Source organism: Agrobacterium sp. ST15.13.013, from assembly GCF_027956525.1.
Classification (GTDB): domain Bacteria; phylum Pseudomonadota; class Alphaproteobacteria; order Rhizobiales; family Rhizobiaceae; genus Agrobacterium; species Agrobacterium salinitolerans.
The window spans coordinates 1-21,952 of sequence record NZ_JAQKGP010000026.1 but is presented as its reverse complement, the minus strand read 5'-3'; the positions used below and the strand labels follow the sequence as shown (position 1 = coordinate 21,952).

The following is a 21,952-nucleotide window of genomic DNA, read 5'->3' as shown; positions in this document are numbered from 1 at the left end:
AACTCCACCGCCCGCCTTACCGTACCTCACGCCGCCTGCGGTTTCTCCACAGGCAACCATTCTTCCAGCGTCACCTCGAAGGTCATGCATACGGGATTGGCGCCGGCAATGAAGGGACCGCCGTAAACCGCGCCATCGGTATCGGCGACAACGCCGGTCAGCGCGGCGCGCAGCGAACCATCTGGCTGGGCGCGCACCTCGCCGGCAATCGAAACGATCTCAACGGCAGGACCGTTTATCTGCAAAAACGCGCCGCTGCGGGTGCCGAGGCACGCATCCACCAGACTGCCCAGCGCGCCGCGCACGAAGGCGTTGCGGAAACCTTCGGCCAGACACAGTTTCTCCACGCCGAGCACGAGATCTTCATTGGGTGCTATGCGGGCATAAGCCACACGGCCCATGGAGCCGGATTCGACAGTGTTATGCGTGTTCATCGGCGTGCTCCGTGCGGTTCCTGGGTTGAAGAAGGGGAATATTGGTTTCGGGATCGAAGGCCTGCTGCAGCACGAAACTGTCGAGCGAAGTCACAAGTGCGGAAATGCCGCCTTCTCCGACGATACAGGATTCCGTCAGCAAATGGCCGCCTTTGACCACACCCGCCGCAGTCCGCATGGCGGCATGGCAATGCACGATCGGCTCGCCCTTCATGCTCCGCCCCAGCGTGGCATTGCCGAAAACCAGCCAGGCCGCCCCCGCGTCTATGGGTTTCGTATAGGCGATGACCGCCCTGCCGGAAGGATCGGGTGGGGCCACGCAATAGGACAGGATGTCGAAATAACCGCCAAGAATGGTCAAAGAGGCATTTTCGATGCCGTTTGCGGCCAAAGACCGCACGATGCCATCGTAAAGGCTGCACCCCGGCGCGATGAACAGCCGCATATGGCGCGCAGACGGCGAGCGCAGGCTGTTGATGCGCACCGGCGAAGAAGTACCGGGATGTATCAGCGTTCTCGGCCTTGGAAAATGCTGTTGCCGTGTGGGTGCCATGCCTGCTCCTCCCTGCTGCCTGTACCTTGCAGTACGGTACTCAAAGACCAGCCAAAGGTGCTTTCGAATGGTGGCGCCAAAATGCCCTTCGGAAAACACTTCTTTCGCGAGCGACCCCACGGACGGCAGATTTTTTTGCGATATATTTCAGGGAGACCGGCATGACGAAGCCGCTGGACAGAATTGACCGCAAAATATTGCGGGCCCTGCTGGAGAACGGCAGGCTGAGCAATACGGAGCTATCGGAAAAGGTGGGGCTGTCGCCCAGCCCTTGCTGGCAGCGCGTCAAGCGGCTGGAAGACGAAGGGGTCATTCGCGGTTATACCGCCATTCTCGATCAGGCCCATCTGGGGCTGACCGAAACGGTGATCATCGAGATCATGCTGGACCGCCACGACGATGAGGTTCTGGAACGTTTCGGTGAAGCCATGGCCGCTCTTCCCGAAGTCTTGGAAGCCTATCTGACAACCGGCGAATATGATTATCTCATCAAGGTGGCGGTGGCGGGAACCGCGGGCTACGAGCAGTTTCTGCGCCGCAAGCTTTACAAGATCGAGGGTGTGCGCCACTCCCGCTCCTGTTTCGCGCTTAAATGCCTCAAGCACACATTGTCAGTCGTCCCCGATTCCGGGCCTCCGTCTGCCTGAACGGGTCTGGACAGATACGGGAATGGCGCGGTGGAGAGATTTTCGCACTTTGCCAGCCTTTGAAACCATTCCGACAGCGGCTTTTGCGTTACGGACGCAAAAGCAGTGTCGCTGACCAGATGACAAAGGCGGCAACCGCGATCTTCCAGCAATCGCCTCTTTTTTTCAGGCCGGGCAGACCGAGCGGCCGGATGATCTGGACCACCATGGCCAGCAGTAAAAAAAGGCCGATCGCCTTCGTCATTTATTGAGCCTTTTCTTTATTTCTGCATCGTCACAGGCTGGACATTTTTACCGTTCACCAGAAGAGTGCAACTCATTCGGGTAACGCCCGTCCTATGACCTGTCCGACCGTCCGTCCGAACGCATGAGAGTGTTTTCATGAGCAGAAATCTTCTACCCGTATTCGCTCTTTTATCCAGCACTCTGTTTCTTTTTCTCGGCAATGGCCTTCAGGGCCTCGTGCTGCCGGTGCGTGGTTCAGCGGAAGGTTATTCCAATGAAATTCTTGGCTTTCTAGGCACCTCCTGGGCGGCGGGGTTCGTCGTTGGCTGCTTTGTCGCGCCCGCCATCGTGCGCCGCGCTGGCCATGTGCGGGCATTCGGGTCCTTCGTGGCGCTGGTGTGCCTGACGGTGCTGATGACCGGCCTTATCATCGACGACACCTCATGGATCGCGCTGCGCGCGCTGACCGGTTTCTGCACGGCCGGAACCTCGATGATCATCGAAAGCTGGCTGAACGAGCGCGCCACCAATGAAAGTCGTGGCATGATCTTCTCGCTTTATATCGCCATCACGCTGCTCGGTGTCGTGGCGGGGCAGATGATCGTGCCGATGGGCGATATCAGCAATACCTCGCTGTTCATGATCTGCGGCATCATTTATTGCATCGCCATTCTGCCGGCCACGCTTTCGAAAGCTGCGAGCCCACAGCCGTTGCAGAAGGTGAAGCTGGATCTGCCGGCCCTTTACCGCAACTCACCGGTCTCTTTCGTGGGCATCCTGATGATCGGCATTGCCAACGGCGCTTACGGTACGCTCGGCGCCGTCTTCGGTGCGCGGGCAGGGCTGGATCCGACCATGATCGCGATCATGGTGTCCGTCACGATTTTCGTGGGTGCGCTGGCGCAATTTCCCGCAGGCCGGCTTTCAGACCGGATAGACCGCCGCTACGTGCTGGCCGGGCTGGCCGGGGTTGGCGCTGTCGCGGGCCTGGCCGTCGCGGCCGTGCAGCCGCATGATGTCTATGTGCTCATCCCCATGATCGCCATTTACGGTGCCGCCGCCAACGCGCTTTATCCCATCGCCGTGGCCCATGCCAACGACTTCGCCGCATCGGAAGACTTCGTCAAGGTTTCCGGTGGGCTGCTTCTGCTTTACGGCATCGGCACCATCATCGGCCCGACGTTCGGCGGCGCGATCATGACCTATTCCGGCCCCTATGCGCTGTTCCTGGTGACGGCTGTGGCGCATCTGCTCATCACCGCCTACGCCATCATCAGAAGCCGCCGGCGCGCTGCGCTTTCAACCGAGGAAAAAGACAATTTCTCGACGATGATGCCAACAACACCCTCACCGCTCGTGACGCCGGAAAGTATTGCGCTTGACCCGCGCGCGCCGCAATATCCAGACGACGATGGCGATTATGTGGAAAAAGGAGCAGGTATATGAGCCTCTTTGACGATGACCGTCCTCAAAAACCGGCAGCGCATGAGATTGGCGGCGATCTCAGCCTTCTTTCGGTGGACGAGTTGAGCAGCCGTATCGATCTTCTGCAAGCCGAAATCATCCGACTCGAAGAGGAGAGGACACGGAAATCCGCCGGAAGACAGGCGGCGGAAAATCTCTTCCGATCCTGATGCGCGCTTCAGAATAGACACGCGACTGCACTTCCGCAACCGTAAGCTAAGGCTCCGCCAGTATCCGAACATGAATATTACGGGGCAGTCTTTCGTTTACCATTAACCAAAAATTAAGCTTTCTGAGAGATTACTATACATGTCCAGTTCTTCTGGACCTCAGGCATCTTCTCCATACGGCGAATTGGTCTGATTTTTCTCCCTGTTTTACCTTGAGAGCCGCTTTCGCGGCTCTTTTTTTGCCCGTCGCCGCAATTCGTAAAACTGTGGGTATTAACCCTTCTTTAATAATTGCCTTGCGCATTTCAGGTAAAGATACCATCCTGAAAACACTAAAGGCCGGAACAAAATATCCGGATCGTCGTTGCCTGACAGTGTGGTGCGTGAGCAGGGATTTAAAGAAATGTCGGAACAGGTTTTAAATACCATAAGCTTTGCGGGTCGCGCGGCTGCTTCCAACCAGTTCAAGGCCCTCTATACCGAAGGCATGACCTTGGTTGAGGAAACGGCGAGCTATCTCGATGGCGCTGGCCGCACAGCCTCCAAGGTTCTGCCGCGCATGGCGTCCGTGCTTTACGCGGCGGAGTCGATGCGCCTCACCACCCGCCTGATGCAGATGGCATCCTGGCTGCTGCTGCAGCGGGCCGTGAACAATGGCGAAATGACCCGTGATCAGGTTCTGAGCGAAAAGAACAAGGTGCGACTCGACAGCTTCAACGTCGACCGTAACGCGCCAGGCTGGAACGACCTGCCGGAATCCTTCCGCGATCTCATCGAGCGCTCGCTGCGTCTCCAGAACCGCATCGCCCTGCTCGACCGCGAAATCTATCGCCCGTCCGAAGCTGCCAAGGTGCCGGACAATGAAAACAGCGTGCAGGCGCAGCTCAACCTCCTGCGCACGGCTTTCTCGATCAACTGAGAAAAGACGACCCTTATCCGGACAATTTGAAAAGCAGGCTCACCGGCCTGCTTTTTTCTTTTGCGTGCTACGCGAGCGCCATCGCCGAAAAATGGCAACAAAAAGCCCGGCAAAACCGGGCTTTTTTTAAACGATCCGTCCGCAAGAGGATCAGAGGCCGAGGCCGCCGAAACGCTTGTTGAACTTGGAAACGCGGCCACCGCGGTCCATAAGCTGCTGGTTGCCGCCCGTCCATGCCGGATGGGACTTGGGGTCGATTTCAAGGTTCATGACAGCGCCTTCCGAACCCCAGGTGGAGCGGGTTTCGTATTCGGTGCCATCGGTCATGACCACCTTGATCGTGTGATAATCGGGATGGATATCAGCCTTCATGACAATCTTCCTGGTTAAGTGACGTGCGGTCCATTTGCCGCAATTGCGTCAACTGAGCCATTTCAATAAATGAAGCCATAGACCAGATGGGCTATGGCTTCCCAATTCGATGCGGAGCCTATACATGAAGGTCGCCCAGATAACAAGAGCCTGCTATCCCCTTGTGAAAGGAGATAGCCAAAGGGGCGAGAATTTTGCCGTACACCGGAAATTCACCCGTAAAAGGCCCAAAAACAGCAGGGAACGAGGAGCATAGAGAACGTGGCAGACATTGACGAGCAGAAAGCGGCGAAACAGAGAAGCCTGAAGCCGCTTCTTGGCCTGTTTCCCTATCTCCGACGTTACCGCGGCCTGATGGCGGCCGCCCTTTTCGCTCTCGTGCTTTCTTCCGCCACGACACTCGCCCTGCCGCTTGCCGTTCGCCGTATCATCGATCACGGATTCCAGACGCCGGATGGCGGCATGATCAACAGCTATTTCGCCATGCTTCTGGCGATTGCCGTTGTCCTCGCTCTCGCCAGCGCCATGCGTTATTATTACGTTATGACCATCGGCGAAAGGGTCGTCGCCGATCTGCGCCGCGATGTCTTTGCCCACCTTACCACGCTGTCACAGCAGTTTTTCGACAGCAATCGATCCGGCGAACTGACCTCGCGGCTGACCGCCGATACCGTGCAGATTCGCTCGGCTTTTGGCTCGTCCGCCTCGGTGGCGCTGCGCAACATCATCATGTGCTGCGGTGCCGTGGCGATGATGATCTATACCAGCCCCGGCCTTTCCGGCCTTGCGCTGCTTGCCATTCCCTTCATTGTTTTTCCGCTGATCGCCTTCGGGCGCTCGGTTCGCGCCCGCTCCCGAACCACGCAGGACACATTGGCCAATTCCGCCGCCTATGCCTCCGAGACGATCGCGGCGAGCCGCACCGTGCAGTCCTTTAATGCCGAGGTGCTGGCAAATGCCCGTTATGGCGCTTCCGTGGAAGCCGCCTATCAGGGCGCGCGCGCCGCCATCGGCGCACGCTCCATCCTCACCGCCGTCGCCATCGCGCTCGTCTTCGGCAGCGTTGTCGGCATTCTCTGGTATGGCGCCCAAAGCGTCCTGTCGGGCACTATGACGGCCGGTACGCTCGGCCAGTTCGTGCTTTATTCGGTCATCGCGGCAAGCGGACTCGGTCAGCTCTCGGAAGTCTGGGGTGAACTGGCGCAGGCGGGTGGTGCTGCCGAACGGCTTTCCGAACTGCTGAACGAGCGCTCACCCGTCGCGGAACCCACCTCGCCCGTCGCCATGCCGCAACCGCCGCGCGGCGAAGCCGAATTCGAAAATGTGGATTTCGTCTACCCGCTCGCGGCAGGACGACCAATCGTTTCCGGCCTCTCCTTCAAGGTCAGCGCCGGCGAAACGGTCGCCATCGTCGGGCCTTCCGGCGCCGGCAAGAGCACGGTCTTTTCGCTGCTGATGCGCTTTTACGATCCGCAGCATGGCCGCATCACCGTCGATGGCGCGGATATTCGCGACGTCAGCCTTGCCGATCTACGCGCACGCCTATCCATCGTTCCTCAGGATGTAGCGATATTCGCCTCCTCCATCCACGACAACATTGCCTTCGGCCGGCCGGATGCGACACGCGAGGAGGTGCGCGCCGCCGCCATCGCCGCGCAGGCCGACAGCTTCATCGAACGTCTCGTCAACGGGTATGATACGCAGGTGGGCGAGCGCGGCGTGACGCTATCCGGCGGCCAGCGCCAGCGCATCGCCATTGCCCGCGCCATCCTGCGCAACGCCCCGATCCTGCTTCTCGACGAAGCCACCTCAGCGCTGGATGCGGAAAGCGAAACGCTGGTGCAGAAGGCCCTCGATGAGCTGATGAAAACCCGCACCACCATCGTCATCGCTCATCGTCTCGCCACCGTGCTTAAGGCCGACCGTATTCTGGTGATGGATGAAGGCCGCATCATCGAAGAAGGCACGCATCAGAGCCTCATTCGCCAGGATGGCCTCTATGCGCGGCTTGCCCGACTGCAATTCCAGACCGGGTCGGACGAATTGCGCGCAAAAGCGTGAACTAGCCCAGTACCTTGCGTCCCGCAACGCGGCCTGAAAACAGGCAGCCACCAAGGAATGTGCCCTCCAGCGCATTATAACCATGCATGCCACCGCCGCCGAAACCGGCAACCTCACCGGCGGCATAAAGGCCGGGCACCGGCTCACCCGCGGCGTCCAGTACCCGCGCTTCAAGGTCCGTATGAAGACCGCCGAGCGTCTTGCGCGTCAGCACATGCAACCTTACCGCAATCAGCGGCCCCATTGCCGGATCGAGCAGCCGGTGCGGTTTTGCCGTCCGCATCAGCCGGTCGCCGAGATAACGACGCGCGCCGTGGATGGCCGTTACCTGCGCATCCTTGCTGAAACCGTTTTCTACTTCGCGGTCGCGTGCCTCTATCTGCCGGCGGATATGCTCTATATGCAGCCGGTCGTCGCCGCTGACGGCATTCATCGCCGTCACGAGTTCTTCGAGCGTATCCCGAACGACGAAATCTTCGCCGCGCTCCATGAAGGCACGCACCGGCCCCGGCGGTTCCTTGCCCAGTCTTTTGAGCAGCAACCTTATATCCTTGCCGGTCAGATCCGGATTCTGTTCCGAGCCTGAAAGCGCGAATTCTTTCTTGATAATCGCCTTGGTCAGAATGAACCAACTATGGCCGCTGCCGCGTTCGCCCAGCATTTTTAGCGTACCGAGCGTATCGAAACCCGGCATGGCGGGGGCGGTGAGACGGTTTCCATCCGCATCGCACCAGAAGGACGAGGGACCGGGCAGGATGCGGATACCGTGATCCGGCCAGATCGGATCGTGGTTCTTCACGCCCTCGGTATAATGCCACATGCGGTCACGATTGATGACGGCTCCGCCGGCCGTTTCCGTAATGGCGATCATGCGGCCATCCACATGCGCGGGAACACCGCAGACCATGCTCGCGGGAGGCTGGCCCAGCGGTTCCACCGGCCAGTTGCGCCGCACCAGTTCCTGATTGCCGCCGATGCCGCCGGAACTGACGATGACCGCCGCAGCGGAGAGGGTAAAATCGCCCTGCTGTTCCCGACTGCTCTCCTGCCCGCGTTGTACCGGGTCGGACGCTAGAATCGCACCCGAAACGCCGGTCACCCGGCGGTCTGCGATCTCCAGACGATCAACCCGGTGGCGAAAGCGGAAAGTCAGCCGGCCGGTTTCTGCCATGGCCTTCGCCTTTTCGATGAAGGGCGCAAGTACGCCCGGACCCGTGCCCCATGTGACATGGAAACGCGGAACGGAATTGCCGTGGCCGTGGGCGAGGCTCCCGCCGCGCTCGGCCCAGCCGACAACGGGAAACCAGCGCATGCCCATGCGGTGCAGCCATTCGCGTTTCTCACCGGCGGCAAAATCGAGATAGCCCTCCGCCCAGCGGCGCGGCCAATAGTCCTCCGGACGGTCGAAACCGGCCGAACCGAACCAGTCCTGTCTTGCAAGATCAAGACTGTCTCGCACCAGCATCCGGCGCTGCTCGGGACTGTCGACGAAAAACAGACCACCCAGCGACCAGAAGGCCTGCCCGCCAAGGTTCTGCTCCCCCTCCTGATCCAAGACGCAGACGCTGAAACCCCGCTCAGCCGCCTCGGTTGCCGAAACGAGGCCGGCAAGCCCCGCGCCGACAACGATCACGTCATAGACTTCCATCAGCCCCTCCCAGATATGACAGAATTACTTTTACGCGAACGTAAATTTAGAAACTATCGCAGACGCCCCGAATGTTGGAGATAAAATTCTTGAAGTGGCTAAAATTTTTTAAGCGACCAAAGCTTGGTTTCTTTATTCTGCTCTACCACGCCCTCTGCCTCCATAATCGACAACAAAGTCCGTGAAATATGGCCTTCGTGTTCCACATGGCCCGTGTAGATTCCAAGTGCACGACCGATTTCAGAATTCTTTAGCCCGACACTTTGGGCATCTTTCAGCAGGAGATAAATGGCCGACTTCAACTGCGACATTGCAAGTTGAGCAATGGCGTAAGGCTCATTTGGAAACGTCATGCATTCTCCATAAGTGCTAGCGTTCGGTGAGCTTGAGTTCGATACGGCGATTCTGCTGCCGTGCTTCAGGCGTATCGCCTTCGGCAATCGGCTGATATTCGCCGAAACCGGCGGCGACCAGCCGGTTTGCCGGCACGCCCTTGGAGATCAGGAATTTCACCACCGAGGTGGCGCGGGCCGAGGAAAGCTCCCAATTGTCACGGTAACGGCCGGAACCGGAAAGCTGGACATTGTCCGTATGACCATCCACACGCAGGACCCAGTTTATCTCCGCCGGAATTTCCTTGGCGAGATCGAGCAGCGCGACCGCCAGCTTCTCCATCTCAGCCTGCCCTTCCGGATTGAGTTCATTGCCACCGGATGGGAAGAGCACTTCGGACTGGAAGACGAAACGGTCACCGACGATGCGAATATTTTCGCGGTCCGAAAGGATTTCGCGCAGTCGCCCGAAGAAATCGGAGCGATAGCGGTTCAGTTCCTGCACCCGCTGCGCCAGCGCAACATTGAGCCGCCGGCCAAGATCGGCGATCTTGACCTGAGAAGAGGCGTCCTTGGCTTCCGAGGCCTGAAGCGCGGCTTCCACCGAGGCGATCTGCGCTCTCAGCGCCGCAATCTGCTGGTTGAGCAATTCGATCTGCGCGGACGCGCGGGAATTGGCCTGCCGCTGTTCGTCCAGTTCGCCGGTCAGGCTGCCGATCCGCGCATTGGCGTTCGCATTGCTTCCCGATCCCGCATCGAGAAGCGCCTGCAGTCGGGAACGCTCATTTTCGGATGCGGCAAGGGTGGATTGCAGGCTGGCAAGCGCGTCCTCAATATCCTGCTTATTGCCTTTTTCCATGGCCAGAAGTTCGGTCAGTTCGGCAATCTGGCTGTTGAGACGCGTCAGCACCTCATCCTTGCCGGTGATTTCCCGCGATAGAACGAATTGCGCCAGCACGAAAACCGTGAGCAGAAACATGATGGCCATGAGCAAGGTCGACAGCGCATCGACAAACCCCGGCCAATAATCCACACCCCTGTCGCGGCGGCGGTTGCGCGCAAGCGCCATGACTACTCGCTCCCGTTATCGTGCCGAATGCGTCCGGAAGACTTCGTATCGCTGTCGATCCGCTCTGACAGCCGGTCGAGCGTGCGGCGGAGCGATTTCGATTCTTCCTGCTGCGCCTCGATCCAGTCACGCAGCATCTGCTGTTCGCTGCGCATGTTCTTGACCAGGCCTTGAATGCCTTCGGCAAGGCTGGTCATGGCCGCAAGCGAGCGCTCGGTGCTGACAACGGCGCCGGGTTCGCCCTTGAACTCCCTCGGCCCTTCCGTCGTATCCGTCACCGAGGAAAGCCAGTTTTCAAGCTGTGTATAGAAACGGTTCTGGGCGCGACCGGCCTGAAGATCGAGGAAACCGAGAATAAGCGAACCCGAAAGACCGAGCAGCGACGAGGAAAACGCCGTTCCCATGCCCGAAAGAGGAGCAGTCAGGCCGGCCTTGAGGGAGCCAAGAATGTCGTTGCTGTCGCCGGCGCTCGGATCGAGCGACTGGATGACATTGCTGATCGCGCCGATGGTGCCGATGAGGCCCCAGAAGGTGCCGAGCAAGCCGAGAAACACCAGCAGGCCGACAAGATAACGCGATGTATCACGGGTCTCGTCGAGGCGCGTCGCAATGGAATCGAGGATCGTCCGCTGCGTAACGGCGGAAAGCCGGACTTCGCCGCGCTTGCCGATCAGCGTGCTCATCGGCGCGAGCAGCTTGGGCGCACGGCCAACTTTGTCGACGCTGCCGGCAGCGCGGAAGGCATTGAACCAGCTGACTTCCGAGCGCAGGCTCATCGTCTGCGTAAACACCAGAATGATGCCGATGGCCAGCACGCCTAGAATGAAGCCGTTGAGCCCCGGATTGGACATGAAGGCGGTGTGGGCCTGCCGGTAAAGAATGGCCGCCAGAAAGCCCACAAGGATCAGAAACAGAACCATCGTCCAGAGAAACGGTGTCGGACTGGACAGCTTGTGACTGTATTGCCGTGTGGTCACCGGTTTCTCGACGCCAAGATCGAGCAGCTCCGAATCCGCCATAACGTTCGCATTCCCTCTGGTCAGGTATCCAGCGGAAGCTATTTGAAAATTGCGACGATTTGAAGCGAAAAGCCGGTCTTTCGTCACAGGCGTTTTAGGAAAATGTGTGAGCACCCGGCAATGGAAAACAAAAACACCCGGCGAACATCCGCCGGGCGTCTAAAACTTGCAGAAACGGCAGGTTTTCCGTCGAAAACCCGTCAGCGGCCCGGGATCGGACGGTTGGCGACCTCAACGAGCGCCTTGTGGATATATTCGTTGCCGGCAGCGACAGAGCTGCTGCCGAAGATATCCGCGCCGCCCTTGATATCGGAAGCGAAACCGCCGGCTTCACGAATCAGCACCAGGCCTGCGGCCATGTCCCATGGCGAAAGATCAGCTTCCCAGTAACCGTCGAGACGGCCAGCAGCGACATAAGCGAGATCGAGCGAAGCCGCACCCATGCGGCGGATGCCGGCAGCCTCACCCATCACGTGACGAAGTTCGACAAGGAACTTGCCATGATTGCCACGGCCGAGATGCGGAACGCCGCAGCCGATGACGCAATCGGTCAGCGCCTTGCGCGCAGCGACGCGGATGCGGCGATCGTTGAGGAACGCGCCGCCGCCGCGCTCGGCGGTGTAGAGTTCGTCGGTGGCCGGATTGAAGATCACGCCGGCGACGACTTCACCATTACGCTCGAGCGCGATGGAAACCGCGAAATGCGGAATGCCGTGCAGGAAGTTGGTGGTGCCATCCAGCGGATCGACGATCCAGCGATGTGCGCCGTCCGTGCCCTTTTCCTCGCCGCCTTCTTCACCCAGGAAGTCGTAGGTCGGGCGGGCCTTCATCAATTCGTCACGCACGATCTTCTCGGCTTTCAGATCCGCCTGCGAAACGAAATCGCTCGGTCCCTTGACCGAGACCTGAAGGTTCTGCACTTCACCGAAGTCACGCGACAAAGACTTACCCGCCTTGATGGCGGCCTGAACCATGACATTGAGAAGGGCTGAACGGGCCATCGATGTTGTTTCCTGGAAAGCTTGCGAACCGCCCGGAAGCTCACCGGGCAGGCACGTCATTATTTTCTTGAATTGAAAGTTTGCGGTTCAAGACCACAAAACGCGCGGAAATTCAAGGCAAAAAGCCCATGGGTCAATGCCAGCGCAGGAAGGCTACCCTTCCATCACGTCGGGCGGAAACGATTTGCGGCCTCAATCGCCTTCTTCTGCTGCTCGTCGGTGATGCCGAGATAGAAGTCCTCGAGAGACGGATCCTTCAGGCCGGCGCGGCGGGAAAGCACATACCATTTGGCCGCCTCCACGGGATCCGGCCTCGTGCCGAGCGCCTGAATGTAAAGATGCGCCACCTTGTTCTGCGCCACGACATTGCCGCGCTGCGCCGCGCCGTAGAGCCAGCGGAAACCCTCATCCAGATTGCGCTCGCCGCCAAACCCATTGACCAGCCAGATGCCGAGATCGACCTGCGCGGTATCGTATCCAGCTTTCGCTGCCCGCGTCAGCCAGTCCCGCGCCTTTGCCTTTTTCTCGGCCGGCACATCCTTGAGCGACCAGTAAATCTGCGACACAGCATATTGCGCATCGGCAATGCCCTGTTCGGCGGATTTTTCATAGAACGGCAAAGCCATGAGCAGGCCCTTGGCTCCGGGATTTTCCGAAACCAGTATCTGGCCCCAGTTGAACTGGGCGGAGGCGTTGCCGGCTTCCGCCGCACGGCGCATGAAATCGTCGGCCTTCGCCTTGTCGCGGGTGACGAATTTGCCTTCCATCAGAATCAGCGCGAATTTGAACATGGCGACGGGATCGCCACCCTCAGCCGCCTGCTGGTACCAGAAAGCAGCGGTCTTCTCGTCACGGGCGATGCCCAGACCACGCGACATCATTTCCGCCACCAGCGTCTGGGCAGGTGCGTCACCGTTCTGCGCGCGGTTCAGCGCCTTGTCGAGCGCCTGCACATATTCGCCGCGCTGGAAATGCCCGTAAGCTTCGTCCACCCGGCCCTTGAATTCTTTTTCAGGCGGCAGCGCCGGCAATTCCGCGCCCATGCGCTGATAGACGTTCACCCCCGCAGACGGCTGCAAGTCCTTCTGCTCTTCGGATTGCACCCTGCCCTGACGGGTCGGCTGAGCCTCGTTTTCCAGCTGGCGGGACAGCGCATTGCTTTCGCTCTGCGGTCCGGACTGGGCAAAAGCAACACCCGCCGGCGCGCCGAAAGCGAGCGCCAGCAGTGAAACGGAAAGGCAGAGGTGAACCGAGCGCATGATCATCGCCTGTATCAACCGCCAAACCGTGGCGCTTTTTCGTCAAGCAGGGCGTTGATTTCAGAAACGGCCTGGGCGGCGCCGCCGGCATTTTCAAAAACGCCGCTGCGCATGGCCACGAACTCCACCCCGGTTTCGGCCACGGCAACAACCGAGGACACATCGGCGCCACCCATGACGATGGCCGGGATTTCGATCATCGAGGCCCACCATTCGCCGAGCGCCAGGTTTTTGGGATGCGCTTCCGGCTTGATGTCGCCTTCGAGCTTTCCAAAAAACATGTAATCCGGATTGGCCTCGCCCTGCTCCAGCGCCTTATGACGGTCGTCCGCATTGCCGCCGCCGACGATGAGCTTCGGCGTGAATTTTTCCACGGCCTCCGCAAGCGCCTCGCCATTACCGACCACATGCAGGCCATCCGCCTTCACGCGGCCGGCAATGCGGCTGTCACCGGCGATGAGCGCCGCCGCACCCGCCTTCTGGACGACGGGCACGATCAGTTCGGCGCGTTTCTGGAAAGCGGCGTCATCCAGACCATATTGCGGAATGATGACGGAAGCGACATCACCGCCCCGCAATGCGTTTTCCACCTCTTTAGCCTGCTTTTGCGCGTCGTCCGATTGCGGAACGATCAGGACAAGGCGGCAACGGTCTTCAACTAGGGTCATCGATTCGTCCATTTCAGACAGAAGACGCTTGCTGCGCAATCTGCACTCGTTTTCATATGACAAATCCGATAAACCGGACCGGCGAAAGGATCAACCGTCCATCCATGCTCACCGATTTTCATTTTTATCTCGTCGCCATTCCCGCAGTCGTTCTCGTCGGCCTTTCCAAGGGAGGGCTGGGCGGCGCGCTGGCGCTGATGGGCGTTCCTTTGATGGCGCTTGCCGTATCGCCGGTGCAGGCGGCGGCCATCTTTCTGCCGATCCTGATCGTCATGGATATCGTGGCGCTTTTCGCCTGGCGGCACTACAACCACCGGGAAACGCTCCTCATCATGCTGCCGGGGGCTATTGCCGGCATCGCGCTGGGCTGGGCGACCTCAAGCCTCGTTTCCGCAGACGCCATGCGCCTTGTTGTCGCCTCGGTCACGATCCTGTTCGTGCTGCGTTATTTCTATGAAAGCTTCAAAAGCCGCAAGGGCCGGGAAATCCCGGCCAAGCCACAAAGACCGGCGGCTGCGACCCTCTGGTCCGGTCTGTCCGGTTATGCCAGTTTCGTGGCCCATGCGGGCGGCCCGCCCTTCCAGATCTACGTTCTGCCGCTGAAGCTCGATCCAAAGATCTATACCGGCATGAGCGTGCGGTTCTTCGCCATCATGAACGCGATCAAGCTCATTCCCTATTTCGCGCTCGGCGCACTGGACGCCACCAACCTCAAGACATCGGCAAGCCTGTTGCCGGTGGCGATGCTGGCGACGCTTGCCGGCGCCAAGGTGGTGAAATATCTGAAACCCGCGGTGTTTTACCCGCTCATGTACGCCATGGCGCTGATTGCGGCGCTTAAACTGCTGTGGGACGGACTGCCGCTCTAGATTCGGCAATAAAAAGCTCTGGCAGCAGGTTTTCGCCGCCAGAGCTTGAAACGCTCAGACCGTGGCCCTTCATTCATCGAGAGCCGCGGCCTGGCATAAATTAATGTCTCGTCGAGGCCTTGAGCCTCTGCAGTTCATCCTTCAGGCGCAGTTTTCGACGTTTAAGGTCCGCGATCTCTTTGTCGTCAGACGACGGGGAAGCAAGAATACTTTCGAGCTCCTCCTCCAGAGCACCGTGTTTCTTTTCGAGCGATGCAATATGAGCCTGAATGGTCATGCGGCACGTCCTTCCTTTTTGAACCTACCTCCAGCTCTCCATCGCTGGAGTTTCAGGTTTACGACGGCAATGTGACACGGATCGCGCCGCTTGTCGAAGGCGAAATGAAGGCAATAAGTGGGCAATTTGGTCGCAAGGGATAACTTCCCGTTACCGCGATTTGATGATAGAGCCTCGTGAACGATCACATACGCGCCGGAGCCGATCCGGCGGCATAAAATGGGGATGAACAGATGCCCGATCAGGACCAGGCGGACATCAGGCTCACGCTGGCGCGGCTGCGCCAGGAGCATGAGGATTACGACGCGGCGATCAACGCGATGATCCAGACCAGCTGCGATGCGCTGAGAATACAGCGCATGAAAAAAAAGAAGCTGGCCGTCAAGGACAAGATGACCCAGCTTGAAGATCAGGTCATTCCCGATATCATCGCCTGAGCCCGGAGACATTACGTGACAGCAGAAACGCCCCCCGTCGCCATCATCATGGGCAGCCAGTCTGACTGGGAGACCATGAAGAACGCCGCCGATACGCTGGATGCGCTCGACATCGAATATGAAGCCCGCATCATTTCCGCCCACCGCACCCCGGACCGGCTTTATGACTTTGCCAATGGTGCGAAGGACGAAGGCTTCAAGGTCATCATAGCGGGTGCAGGCGGCGCCGCCCATCTTCCAGGCATGACGGCCTCGATGACGCCGCTGCCGGTCTTCGGTGTTCCGGTACAGTCCAAGACCATGTCCGGGCAGGACAGCCTTTATTCCATCGTGCAGATGCCGGCCGGTATTCCCGTCGGAACGCTCGCAATCGGCAAGGCCGGCGCGATCAATGCCGCCCTTCTTGCCGCTGCGGTTCTGGCGCTTGGCGATGAGGACCTCGCCGACCGGCTGGACGCCTGGCGCGCACGCCAGTCTGCGGCTGTCGCGGAATACCCCATGGACAGCGCCCAGTGACGACAGGAACGATTGCAAAGACCAGTAACCTGACCATCGGCATTATCGGCGGCGGGCAGCTCGGGCGTATGCTGGCTATGGCCGCTGCGCGCCTCAACCACCGCACCATCGTGCTTGAACCGCAGGCGGATTGTCCGGCAGCGCAAGCTTGCAACGACCAGATCGTCGCGGAGTATGACGACGAAAAGGCGCTTGCGGAACTCGCAAGCCGCTGTGATGTCGTGACCTACGAATTCGAGAACGTGCCTGTCGCGGCGGCCGAAAAGCTCAGCCTCTCCGTTCCCGTCTATCCACCTCCGAGAGCACTCAGCGCCTCACAAGACCGGTTGACGGAAAAACGCTTCCTCAACGGCTGCGGCATCCCGACCGCCGATTTCCGCGCCGTGGACAGCCAGGAAGAGCTGGAGGCCGCATTGGCCACCTTCGGCGGCAAGGGCGTGCTGAAAACCCGCCGCATGGGTTATGACGGCAAGGGCCAGCGTCTCTTCCGGGGTGGCGAAGACCTCGCAGGCGCCTTTGCGGCGCTCGGCGGCGTGCCGCTGATCCTCGAGAGCTTCATTTCCTTCGAGCGGGAAATTTCGCTCATTGCCGCCCGTTTCCAGGACGGCACCGTCACCTGTTACGATCCCGCCGAGAATGTCCATCTGGACGGCATCCTACACACTTCAACCGTTCCGGCAGCGCTCTCCAATGCCGCCAGGGCAGTTGCCGTACAATCGGCGGAAAAGCTTCTGGCAGCGCTCGAATATGTCGGCGTCATCGGCATCGAATTCTTCGTCCTGCCGGATGGTTCGTTGGTCGCCAATGAAATGGCGCCGCGTGTCCACAATACCGGTCACTGGACGGAGGCCGCCTGCGTGATCTCGCAGTTCGAGCAGCATATCCGGGCCGTATCGGGCCTCGTGCCCGGCAGCACGGATCGCCATTCGGATTGCGTTATGACCAATTTGATCGGCGATGACATCGATGATGTTCCAGCATGGTTGGCGAAAAGAGACTGTCTCGTGCATCTCTACGGCAAGACGGAAGCACGGCCGGGCCGCAAGATGGGCCATGTGACGCAGCTTCTGCACACAGGAAAAGCCTAGTCTTTTAAGGCAAAGACACGGGCAAGTGTTGACAGGCAGGGCTCAAACAGGTATCTGCCTGCCAACCGAAAAGAGCGCGCCCCGTTGCGCGCTTTTGATTGTTTGAATAGCACGGCAAAATCCGTGCAAAACTGCGGACCAGTAAAATGAAGATCAAGAATTCGCTTAAAGCGCTTAAGGCCCGTCATCGCGATAACCGCCTGGTTCGCCGCAAGGGCCGCGTCTACATCATCAACAAGCAGAACCCGCGCTTCAAGGCTCGTCAGGGCTGATTGATCGCAACTGCGGTTCGCGATGTTTCGCGGATCACTTTGTTGACAGTGCAGAAGTTTGCATTTGATATTGGGCGCAGCCGGGTTAAGCTTAACCCCATGCGCCCAAATCGTTTTTGCACAGCATTCATTCTCGCTCAGGGCTTCCTGTTTTCAAGCCTCCCGTTTCCGGGAATGGCTGCGGTTGCTCATGCGGCGGACGGAAAGCCGCCTGCCGTTGTGGAGTCCGCGCCCTCACCGGCCAAGACCATCGATACTCTTTTTGCATCGCTGAAAAAAGAACGGAATGCGGTCAAGGCGCGCAGCATCGCCAATCAGATCGCCTCCGAATGGAATGATTCCGGCAGCGCAACGATCAATCTGCTGATGCAATGGGCAGGCGAAGCCGCCGACGAGAAACGCAACGCCGCCGCTTACGATTTTCTCGACCAGGTCATTCTGCTCGATCCGGACTATGTGCAGGCGCCCTATCGCCGCGCCATGGTGCATTTTGCCGATGGCGACACTCGCAAGGCAATGGCGGATATCAACCTGACCCTGGAAAGGGAACCGCGCTATTTCCCGGCGCTGGCAAGCCTAGCAAACATCCTCGAAGCTTCGGGCCGAGAGGAGCTGGCGCTGAAGGCCTGGGAGCGTTATCTGGCGCTCTACCCCGCGGACAAGGATGCCCGCAAGGAGGCAATCGACCTTTCGGAGAAGCTCGCCGGCACGCGCGGCTGAATTCGCAAGATGCGCAAAAAAATCGCCGCAAAAGCGGCGATCTTTCATTGAGGCGTTTCCAGCCGATCATTCCATGCCGAGCGCGGCCATATAGGTCTGAAGAATCGTTTCTTCCTCGATGCGCTCATTGGCGTCCTTCTTGCGCAGGCGGATGATGGTGCGGATCGCCTTCGTATCGTAGCCACGACCTTTAGCCTCGCCCATAACGTCCTTGATATCACCCTGAATGGCAGCCTTTTCCTCTTCGAGGCGCTCGACGCGCTCGATGAACTGGCGCAGTTCTGCGGCGGCGACGGTTTCGGTGGTGCTCGTTTCGTCCATCATATTATCCTTCGTTGTCGGCTCGCATGCGAGCCTTATTCATTGATCCGCGCGAAGCCCTCGCCGGTCGTTGCCAGCGGACAGCAAAATTCAGGCCTGTGAACTGCCCATAGAAAGGCATTCCGTCAAGTCGTTTCCGTTAGCGGAGACCTATTCCTTGGGTCGGTTCTGCTCGAAAGCGACTTTCTGGTCGTCACTCGCTTCGCTTTGATATTGCAATTTCCAATCCTCGTAAGGCATGCCGTAGACGATTTCCCGGGATTGATCCTTGCTGAGCGGAACACCGGCTTCTTCGGTCGCCTCCCTGTACCAGTTGGAAAGGCAGTTGCGGCAGAAGCCCGCGAGATTCATCAGGTCGATGTTCTGCACGTCGTGGCGCTCACGGAGATGATTGACAAGGCGCCGGAAAGCCGCCGCCTCGAATTCAACCTGCCGATTGTCGTTTTCATTCGTCATGGCAAAACTCCAGGCTCAATAGGGGCCGGTGCGAGAGGCGAACAGCTGATATTCATGCAAAACGGGATCGTCATTCATTGCGGCGAAAATGGGAGCGAGCCGGTCCGACCATTCGGCGATCCCCTCATCATTCGCGATCAGATCCTGCCGAACCTCGAGAAGCGCATGCGGTACGCCCTTCATCATGCAATGGCGATACATAGTGTCGCCTTTGAGCGCCCCGTCGTAGGGTTCGTTATCGCCAACGAGGATATCGCCCGTGGCGCGCAGATGCGCCAGAAGCGGATCGACAGCACGGTGATCCGTGTCCCACAGAACCGCCGCATGCCATGGCCGGGGTGTTTCCTTCCAGAACGGCGTGTAAGAATGGAGCGACAGCACGAGCGGCGCCTCTTCGGACGCTTTCGCCACGCCGGTCAGCACACGGTCCACGGCATTGTGATAGGGCCGATGAAAGACCTCGATCCGCCTTTGCCATTCCTCATCCGAAATCGGATGGTTGCCGGGAATGATCGCTCCGTCCGAAATCTTCATGATGAGAGTGGGGTCGTCCTCGGCGCGATTCGGGTCGATCAGCAGGCGAGAGAACCGTCCGAGCACGGCCGGCACGCCAAGGCGGGCGGCGAGTGAGCGGGTCAGTCCCTCTATACCGATATCAAATGCGATATGGCGATGAAAAGCGGTTTGCGGAAGGCCAAGATTGCCGTAGTGTGCCGGCAGGAGGTTCATGGCATGGTCCGCCAGAAGAACCATGCCTTTGTCATAATCGCCTTCTATGATTTCATAGGGTATGAAGTCGTTCATCGATGATTTTTCTGGGGCAGGATTGAGGAGAGAAACTTGATGGCATGGCTTGAGGCCGCGCGCAAGTTACGGCGGAAGAACAGCCATCTACCTTGTCGCACTCACGATCCCACGAACAATATAATCGATTAAACTCGCGTTGACTTTCTTTGGCGGCCACGCCAAGAAGTGTGTTCATTATAACCATGGAATCCGGATGGAAGCCGTGACTCAGTCATCTCTCGCTCTTCCTCGCCACTTCAGGCATCTCGCCCGTCTTTTTTCCGTAGCGGCATTGTTTCTGACCCCGTTCATGATAGCGGCGCCCGCGCACGCGGATTTTCGCGTGTGCAACAGCACGCAGAACCTCGTCGGGGTAGCCATCGGCTACCGTGCTCAGGAAGGCTGGGTCAGCGAAGGCTGGTGGCAGGTCCCCTCCTCGACCTGCGCGACGCTGATCGAGGGTGAGCTGCAGTCACGTTATTATTATCTCTATGCCGAAGACGCCGCCCATGGCGGCCGCTGGACCGGTGACGTCAACATGTGCGTGGCGGAAAACGAGTTCAAGATCAACGGCGTGGACGATTGTTATGCCCGCAGCTTCCAGAGAATGGGTTTCAAGGAATATGACACGGGCAGACAGGGCAGCTGGATGGTCCAGCTCTCCGATACGCCAGGCACACAGGGAAATCAAAACTGATGAAGCGTAACCGCAAAGTCAAAATTCTTGCAACTCTCGGCCCGGCCTCCTCCGAAGAGGCGATGATCGAGAAGCTGCATCTTGCTGGCGCGGATCTTTTCCGGATCAACATGAGCCATGCGAGCCACGACGTGATGCGGACGCTCATTCAGCGCATCCGTTCCGTCGAGAGCCGGAACGGCCGCCCTATCGGCATTCTGGCCGACCTGCAGGGACCCAAGCTGCGCGTCGGAAAATTCGCCGAAGGCAAGGTCGACCTCGTTCCCGGCCAGACTTTTACGTTGGACAACAACGAAACGCCTGGTGACAACACCCGCGTTTTCCTGCCCCATCCGGAAATTCTCGAAGCGGTCAAGCCCGGCCATCGCCTGCTGATCGACGACGGCAAGCTGCATCTGCGCGCTGAAAAGAGCGACGGCAAAAGCATCGTCACCACCGTCATTTCCGGCACCGGCATTTCCGACCGCAAGGGCATCAGCTTGCCCGACACTCTGCTCGGCGTCGGTGTTCTGACCGACAAGGACCGCGTCGATCTCGATGCCGTTCTCGCCACCGGCGAAGTCGACTGGGTGGCGCTTTCCTTCGTCCAGCGTCCGGAAGACCTTGCCGAAGTGCGCAAGATTGCACGCGGTCGCGTCGGCCTGATGTCCAAGATCGAAAAGCCGCAGGCTGTCGAGCGCATCGAGGAAATCATCGAGCTTTCCGACGCGCTGATGGTCGCCCGTGGCGATCTCGGCGTCGAAATGCCTCTGGAAGCCGTTCCGGGCATCCAGAAACAGCTGACCCGCGCCTGCCGCCGCGCCGGCAAGCCGGTCGTGGTTGCCACCCAGATGCTGGAATCGATGATAACAGCACCTGTGCCGACCCGCGCCGAAGTATCAGACGTCGCCACCGCCGTCTTCGAAGGCGCAGACGCCATCATGCTTTCTGCCGAGTCCGCATCGGGCGACTATCCGGTCGAAGCGGTTTCCACCATGGCCTCCATTGCCAGCACGGTGGAGCAGGACCCCTATTATTCCAATATCATCTATGCGCAGCGCGCCCAGCCGGAACCGACCGGCGCCGACGCCATTTCGCTTGCCGCCCGCCAGATCGCCGAAACGTTGAAGCTTGCGGCGATCGTCACCTATACGTCCTCGGGCACGACCGGCCTGCGCGCCGCGCGTGAACGGCCGCAGGTTCCGATCATCGCGCTGTCGCCGATCATCCAGACCGCCCGCCGCCTGTCGGTCGTCTGGGGCCTGCACTGCGTCGTCACCGGCGATGCCAGCGACCTGGACGACATGGTGAACCGCGCTTGTCGTATCGTGGTTTCCGAAGGTTTCGGCAAGCCGGGCGATCGTATCATCATCTCCGCAGGCGTACCGCTTGGCACCCCCGGCGCGACCAATATGGTACGCATCGCCTATATCGGCTCGGACGGCCAAAGCGGCGTCTAAAGCTTGAACTATCCAGCATAAAAAAACCCGCCGGTAACGGCGGGTTCAGACCGCTGACAAACCCGTCGATATTTTCGGCGGGTTTTTTCTTTTTCGGGATGATGACGTTTTATTGTCGTCTTTTGCGGGTGAACGGGAGATAAGATGAGCCTCGTTTCCTCATCCCCAGGCGGGTTTGGGTGCTTTCGTGAGCGCCATCGCTATTTTCTTGATGTTCTGGGCGCTCGCGGCGA

The 21,952-nt window shown here is 59.2% G+C and carries 28 protein-coding genes; 13 read left to right on the top strand and 15 right to left on the bottom strand.

Annotated elements, in window-relative coordinates; all coding sequences use genetic code 11:
• Positions 1 to 26: 26 nt before the first annotated feature.
• Both PL597_RS21400 and PL597_RS21395 read right to left on the bottom strand, forming a co-directional pair.
• The gene (locus PL597_RS21400; RefSeq protein ID WP_162520610.1) at positions 27 to 434 is read right to left on the bottom strand and encodes a PPC domain-containing DNA-binding protein; all 408 of its coding nucleotides are present in this window, start codon (positions 432 to 434) and stop codon (positions 27 to 29) included.
• A complete protein-coding gene (locus tag PL597_RS21395) occupies positions 421 to 987 on the bottom strand; it encodes a DUF296 domain-containing protein (RefSeq protein WP_271366199.1) in 567 nt (188 codons plus the stop codon). Before PL597_RS21395 ends, PL597_RS21400 begins: the two co-directional genes overlap by 14 nt.
• A gap of 161 nt (positions 988 to 1,148) precedes the next feature.
• On the opposite strand from PL597_RS21395, the gene PL597_RS21390 reads away from it, so the two are divergent.
• Positions 1,149 to 1,634, top strand: coding sequence for an Lrp/AsnC family transcriptional regulator (locus PL597_RS21390; RefSeq protein ID WP_137411389.1), 486 nt, complete (start codon positions 1,149 to 1,151; stop codon positions 1,632 to 1,634).
• A gap of 88 nt (positions 1,635 to 1,722) precedes the next feature.
• Here the strand turns inward: PL597_RS21390 and PL597_RS21385 are convergent, their stop codons facing one another.
• Positions 1,723 to 1,878 carry a hypothetical protein gene (locus PL597_RS21385; RefSeq protein ID WP_003497629.1) on the bottom strand — a complete coding sequence of 52 codons (156 nt, stop codon included), beginning with the start codon at positions 1,876 to 1,878 and terminating at the stop codon, positions 1,723 to 1,725.
• A 137-nt stretch (positions 1,879 to 2,015) separates the two neighbouring features.
• Between PL597_RS21385 and PL597_RS21380 the strand changes: the two genes are divergently transcribed.
• The 3 genes from PL597_RS21380 (at position 2,016) to rcdA (ending at position 4,412) form a co-directional block, all read left to right on the top strand.
• Positions 2,016 to 3,305, top strand: a complete 1,290-nt coding sequence (locus tag PL597_RS21380) for an MFS transporter (RefSeq protein WP_077984876.1) — start codon at positions 2,016 to 2,018, stop codon at positions 3,303 to 3,305.
• Positions 3,302 to 3,493: a DUF1192 domain-containing protein gene (locus tag PL597_RS21375; RefSeq protein ID WP_077984877.1), complete on the top strand. Its 192-nt coding sequence runs from the start codon at positions 3,302 to 3,304 to the stop codon at positions 3,491 to 3,493. The genes PL597_RS21380 and PL597_RS21375 overlap by 4 nt, the downstream gene beginning before the upstream one ends.
• 403 nt (positions 3,494 to 3,896) lie before the next feature.
• Positions 3,897 to 4,412, top strand: a complete 516-nt coding sequence (gene rcdA, locus PL597_RS21370) for a protease adaptor protein RcdA (RefSeq protein WP_077984878.1) — start codon at positions 3,897 to 3,899, stop codon at positions 4,410 to 4,412.
• Positions 4,413 to 4,562: 150 nt separating this feature from the next.
• On the opposite strand, the gene rpmE is transcribed toward rcdA, so the two are convergent.
• Positions 4,563 to 4,784: a 50S ribosomal protein L31 gene (gene rpmE, locus PL597_RS21365; protein WP_003497640.1), complete on the bottom strand. Its 222-nt coding sequence runs from the start codon at positions 4,782 to 4,784 to the stop codon at positions 4,563 to 4,565.
• A 261-nt stretch (positions 4,785 to 5,045) separates the two neighbouring features.
• Between rpmE and PL597_RS21360 the strand changes: the two genes are divergently transcribed.
• The gene (locus PL597_RS21360) at positions 5,046 to 6,845 is read left to right on the top strand and encodes an ABC transporter transmembrane domain-containing protein (RefSeq protein WP_271366197.1); all 1,800 of its coding nucleotides are present in this window, start codon (positions 5,046 to 5,048) and stop codon (positions 6,843 to 6,845) included.
• Position 6,846: 1 nt separating this feature from the next.
• Here the strand turns inward: PL597_RS21360 and PL597_RS21355 are convergent, their stop codons facing one another.
• The 7 genes from PL597_RS21355 to PL597_RS21325 all read right to left on the bottom strand — a co-directional run bounded on the left by PL597_RS21355 (position 6,847) and on the right by PL597_RS21325 (position 13,841).
• A complete protein-coding gene (locus PL597_RS21355; protein ID WP_269827043.1) occupies positions 6,847 to 8,493 on the bottom strand; it encodes an FAD-binding dehydrogenase in 1,647 nt (548 codons plus the stop codon).
• Positions 8,494 to 8,591: 98 nt separating this feature from the next.
• On the bottom strand, positions 8,592 to 8,846 hold the full coding sequence (locus PL597_RS21350; RefSeq protein ID WP_080857477.1) for a hypothetical protein: 255 nt from the start codon (positions 8,844 to 8,846) through the stop codon (positions 8,592 to 8,594).
• Positions 8,847 to 8,862: 16 nt separating this feature from the next.
• Positions 8,863 to 9,894, bottom strand: a complete 1,032-nt coding sequence (locus PL597_RS21345) for a peptidoglycan -binding protein (protein ID WP_003520358.1) — start codon at positions 9,892 to 9,894, stop codon at positions 8,863 to 8,865.
• Positions 9,895 to 9,896: 2 nt separating this feature from the next.
• Positions 9,897 to 10,913: a flagellar motor protein MotA gene (locus tag PL597_RS21340; RefSeq protein WP_080794968.1), complete on the bottom strand. Its 1,017-nt coding sequence runs from the start codon at positions 10,911 to 10,913 to the stop codon at positions 9,897 to 9,899.
• Positions 10,914 to 11,113: 200 nt separating this feature from the next.
• Positions 11,114 to 11,914, bottom strand: coding sequence for an inositol monophosphatase family protein (locus PL597_RS21335; RefSeq protein WP_077984894.1), 801 nt, complete (start codon positions 11,912 to 11,914; stop codon positions 11,114 to 11,116).
• A 164-nt stretch (positions 11,915 to 12,078) separates the two neighbouring features.
• A complete protein-coding gene (locus PL597_RS21330; protein ID WP_162520612.1) occupies positions 12,079 to 13,179 on the bottom strand; it encodes a tetratricopeptide repeat protein in 1,101 nt (366 codons plus the stop codon).
• An 8-nt stretch (positions 13,180 to 13,187) separates the two neighbouring features.
• Positions 13,188 to 13,841 carry a thiamine phosphate synthase gene (locus PL597_RS21325; RefSeq protein WP_077984895.1) on the bottom strand — a complete coding sequence of 218 codons (654 nt, stop codon included), beginning with the start codon at positions 13,839 to 13,841 and terminating at the stop codon, positions 13,188 to 13,190.
• 104 nt (positions 13,842 to 13,945) lie between these two features.
• Here PL597_RS21325 and PL597_RS21320 point away from each other — a divergent pair, with 104 nt between their 5' ends.
• Positions 13,946 to 14,710 carry a sulfite exporter TauE/SafE family protein gene (locus PL597_RS21320; RefSeq protein ID WP_077984896.1) on the top strand — a complete coding sequence of 255 codons (765 nt, stop codon included), beginning with the start codon at positions 13,946 to 13,948 and terminating at the stop codon, positions 14,708 to 14,710.
• Between the two features lie 100 nt (positions 14,711 to 14,810).
• Here PL597_RS21320 and PL597_RS21315 read toward each other — a convergent pair whose 3' ends face one another.
• Positions 14,811 to 14,987 (bottom strand): YdcH family protein, encoded by a 177-nt coding sequence (locus PL597_RS21315; RefSeq protein ID WP_006314700.1) that lies wholly within the window; start codon positions 14,985 to 14,987, stop codon positions 14,811 to 14,813.
• 233 nt (positions 14,988 to 15,220) lie between these two features.
• Here PL597_RS21315 and PL597_RS21310 point away from each other — a divergent pair, with 233 nt between their 5' ends.
• From PL597_RS21310 to PL597_RS21290, 5 genes are all read left to right on the top strand, one after another.
• Positions 15,221 to 15,424 carry a YdcH family protein gene (locus PL597_RS21310; RefSeq protein ID WP_003497661.1) on the top strand — a complete coding sequence of 68 codons (204 nt, stop codon included), beginning with the start codon at positions 15,221 to 15,223 and terminating at the stop codon, positions 15,422 to 15,424.
• A 15-nt stretch (positions 15,425 to 15,439) separates the two neighbouring features.
• Positions 15,440 to 15,940 carry a 5-(carboxyamino)imidazole ribonucleotide mutase gene (gene purE, locus PL597_RS21305; protein ID WP_077984884.1) on the top strand — a complete coding sequence of 167 codons (501 nt, stop codon included), beginning with the start codon at positions 15,440 to 15,442 and terminating at the stop codon, positions 15,938 to 15,940.
• An 11-nt stretch (positions 15,941 to 15,951) separates the two neighbouring features.
• A complete protein-coding gene (locus PL597_RS21300; RefSeq protein ID WP_269823902.1) occupies positions 15,952 to 17,028 on the top strand; it encodes a 5-(carboxyamino)imidazole ribonucleotide synthase in 1,077 nt (358 codons plus the stop codon).
• 146 nt (positions 17,029 to 17,174) lie between these two features.
• Positions 17,175 to 17,300 carry a type B 50S ribosomal protein L36 gene (gene ykgO, locus PL597_RS21295; RefSeq protein ID WP_003497670.1) on the top strand — a complete coding sequence of 42 codons (126 nt, stop codon included), beginning with the start codon at positions 17,175 to 17,177 and terminating at the stop codon, positions 17,298 to 17,300.
• Positions 17,301 to 17,399: 99 nt separating this feature from the next.
• On the top strand, positions 17,400 to 18,020 hold the full coding sequence (locus tag PL597_RS21290) for a hypothetical protein (protein WP_173991108.1): 621 nt from the start codon (positions 17,400 to 17,402) through the stop codon (positions 18,018 to 18,020).
• 66 nt (positions 18,021 to 18,086) lie between these two features.
• On the opposite strand, the gene PL597_RS21285 is transcribed toward PL597_RS21290, so the two are convergent.
• From PL597_RS21285 to PL597_RS21275, 3 genes are all read right to left on the bottom strand, one after another.
• Positions 18,087 to 18,344 carry a DUF2312 domain-containing protein gene (locus tag PL597_RS21285; RefSeq protein ID WP_006314683.1) on the bottom strand — a complete coding sequence of 86 codons (258 nt, stop codon included), beginning with the start codon at positions 18,342 to 18,344 and terminating at the stop codon, positions 18,087 to 18,089.
• Positions 18,345 to 18,491: 147 nt separating this feature from the next.
• Positions 18,492 to 18,797 (bottom strand): DUF1244 domain-containing protein, encoded by a 306-nt coding sequence (locus PL597_RS21280; RefSeq protein ID WP_271366194.1) that lies wholly within the window; start codon positions 18,795 to 18,797, stop codon positions 18,492 to 18,494.
• A 15-nt stretch (positions 18,798 to 18,812) separates the two neighbouring features.
• Positions 18,813 to 19,601 (bottom strand): N-formylglutamate amidohydrolase, encoded by a 789-nt coding sequence (locus PL597_RS21275; protein WP_077984887.1) that lies wholly within the window; start codon positions 19,599 to 19,601, stop codon positions 18,813 to 18,815.
• A 292-nt stretch (positions 19,602 to 19,893) separates the two neighbouring features.
• On the opposite strand from PL597_RS21275, the gene PL597_RS21270 reads away from it, so the two are divergent.
• Together PL597_RS21270 and pyk are read left to right on the top strand one after the other, a co-directional pair.
• Entirely contained in the window at positions 19,894 to 20,280 is a 387-nt protein-coding gene (locus PL597_RS21270) for a DUF1036 domain-containing protein (protein WP_373692768.1), read from the top strand.
• On the top strand, positions 20,280 to 21,719 hold the full coding sequence (pyk, locus tag PL597_RS21265; RefSeq protein ID WP_077984889.1) for a pyruvate kinase: 1,440 nt from the start codon (positions 20,280 to 20,282) through the stop codon (positions 21,717 to 21,719). Before PL597_RS21270 ends, pyk begins: the two co-directional genes overlap by 1 nt.
• Positions 21,720 to 21,952: the final 233 nt, after the last annotated feature.

Excerpts from the sequence above, each read along its gene's own strand:
- PL597_RS21390 (WP_137411389.1), top strand. The coding sequence starts at position 1,149 with ATGACGAAGCCGCTGGACAGAATTGACCGCAAAATATTGCGGGCCCTG.
- rcdA (WP_077984878.1), top strand. The coding sequence starts at position 3,897 with ATGTCGGAACAGGTTTTAAATACCATAAGCTTTGCGGGTCGCGCGGCT.
- PL597_RS21310 (WP_003497661.1), top strand. The coding sequence starts at position 15,221 with ATGCCCGATCAGGACCAGGCGGACATCAGGCTCACGCTGGCGCGGCTG.
- PL597_RS21320 (WP_077984896.1), top strand. The coding sequence starts at position 13,946 with ATGCTCACCGATTTTCATTTTTATCTCGTCGCCATTCCCGCAGTCGTT.
- PL597_RS21350 (WP_080857477.1), bottom strand. The coding sequence starts at position 8,846 with ATGACGTTTCCAAATGAGCCTTACGCCATTGCTCAACTTGCAATGTCG.
- PL597_RS21335 (WP_077984894.1), bottom strand. The coding sequence starts at position 11,914 with ATGGCCCGTTCAGCCCTTCTCAATGTCATGGTTCAGGCCGCCATCAAG.
- PL597_RS21330 (WP_162520612.1), bottom strand. The coding sequence starts at position 13,179 with ATGATCATGCGCTCGGTTCACCTCTGCCTTTCCGTTTCACTGCTGGCG.
- PL597_RS21380 (WP_077984876.1), top strand. The coding sequence starts at position 2,016 with ATGAGCAGAAATCTTCTACCCGTATTCGCTCTTTTATCCAGCACTCTG.
- PL597_RS21325 (WP_077984895.1), bottom strand. The coding sequence starts at position 13,841 with ATGACCCTAGTTGAAGACCGTTGCCGCCTTGTCCTGATCGTTCCGCAA.
- PL597_RS21395 (WP_271366199.1), bottom strand. The coding sequence starts at position 987 with ATGGCACCCACACGGCAACAGCATTTTCCAAGGCCGAGAACGCTGATA.
- PL597_RS21280 (WP_271366194.1), bottom strand. The coding sequence starts at position 18,797 with ATGACGAATGAAAACGACAATCGGCAGGTTGAATTCGAGGCGGCGGCT.
- PL597_RS21375 (WP_077984877.1), top strand. The coding sequence starts at position 3,302 with ATGAGCCTCTTTGACGATGACCGTCCTCAAAAACCGGCAGCGCATGAG.
- ykgO (WP_003497670.1), top strand. The coding sequence starts at position 17,175 with ATGAAGATCAAGAATTCGCTTAAAGCGCTTAAGGCCCGTCATCGCGAT.
- PL597_RS21385 (WP_003497629.1), bottom strand. The coding sequence starts at position 1,878 with ATGACGAAGGCGATCGGCCTTTTTTTACTGCTGGCCATGGTGGTCCAG.
- PL597_RS21290 (WP_173991108.1), top strand. The coding sequence starts at position 17,400 with ATGCGCCCAAATCGTTTTTGCACAGCATTCATTCTCGCTCAGGGCTTC.
- rpmE (WP_003497640.1), bottom strand. The coding sequence starts at position 4,784 with ATGAAGGCTGATATCCATCCCGATTATCACACGATCAAGGTGGTCATG.
- PL597_RS21345 (WP_003520358.1), bottom strand. The coding sequence starts at position 9,894 with ATGGCGCTTGCGCGCAACCGCCGCCGCGACAGGGGTGTGGATTATTGG.
- PL597_RS21355 (WP_269827043.1), bottom strand. The coding sequence starts at position 8,493 with ATGGAAGTCTATGACGTGATCGTTGTCGGCGCGGGGCTTGCCGGCCTC.
- PL597_RS21275 (WP_077984887.1), bottom strand. The coding sequence starts at position 19,601 with ATGAACGACTTCATACCCTATGAAATCATAGAAGGCGATTATGACAAA.
- PL597_RS21340 (WP_080794968.1), bottom strand. The coding sequence starts at position 10,913 with ATGGCGGATTCGGAGCTGCTCGATCTTGGCGTCGAGAAACCGGTGACC.
- PL597_RS21285 (WP_006314683.1), bottom strand. The coding sequence starts at position 18,344 with ATGATGGACGAAACGAGCACCACCGAAACCGTCGCCGCCGCAGAACTG.
- pyk (WP_077984889.1), top strand. The coding sequence starts at position 20,280 with ATGAAGCGTAACCGCAAAGTCAAAATTCTTGCAACTCTCGGCCCGGCC.
- PL597_RS21270 (WP_373692768.1), top strand. The coding sequence starts at position 19,894 with ATGATAGCGGCGCCCGCGCACGCGGATTTTCGCGTGTGCAACAGCACG.
- PL597_RS21400 (WP_162520610.1), bottom strand. The coding sequence starts at position 434 with ATGAACACGCATAACACTGTCGAATCCGGCTCCATGGGCCGTGTGGCT.
- PL597_RS21315 (WP_006314700.1), bottom strand. The coding sequence starts at position 14,987 with ATGACCATTCAGGCTCATATTGCATCGCTCGAAAAGAAACACGGTGCT.